Genomic DNA, 419 nt, shown 5'->3' with positions numbered 1-419 from the left:
CAGTTAACTTGTGCTCGACTTTACCTTGTTGGCGATAATCTGGGATGGCATCGAAATGCATAAATGGGTGCTGGTTACTCATCGTTGGACCTCCAATTTGTCTATGGAGGTATTAGAAAACACTGAAAATGATCTACAAATCGATCATCGGATAATTGATTGTTGTGTGATAGCGCTAACTCATAAAGTTCAAAATTTGAGAACCTGCTACACTACGAAGCCTGTAAATACGGGCATGTTCATGAATTTTCCCTGGTCTGGGAACCAAAAAAGGAGCGCTGAAATGGACGATAGAGAAAGAGGCGGTAATGACTCCAACTTATTGATAGTGTTTTATGTTCAGATAATGCCCGATGACTTTGTCATGCAGCTCCACCGATTTTGAGAACGACAGCGACTTCCGTCCCAGCCGTGCCAGG

Annotated in this window: 1 protein-coding gene; it reads right to left on the bottom strand. The window is 43.2% G+C overall.

Translation table 11 applies throughout. The features are described 5' to 3' along the window. Nucleotides 1-319: 319 nt before the first annotated feature. Nucleotides 320-419: IS1 family transposase (locus FHC48_RS23095; RefSeq protein WP_000641146.1), on the bottom strand; the 100-nt coding region annotated here is incomplete at its 5' end.

Source organism: Enterobacter sp. EC_50, from assembly GCF_019584525.1.
In the GTDB taxonomy this organism is placed as follows: Bacteria; Pseudomonadota; Gammaproteobacteria; order Enterobacterales; family Enterobacteriaceae; genus Enterobacter; species Enterobacter roggenkampii.
This window is presented reverse-complemented; position numbering and strand designations above follow the sequence as displayed.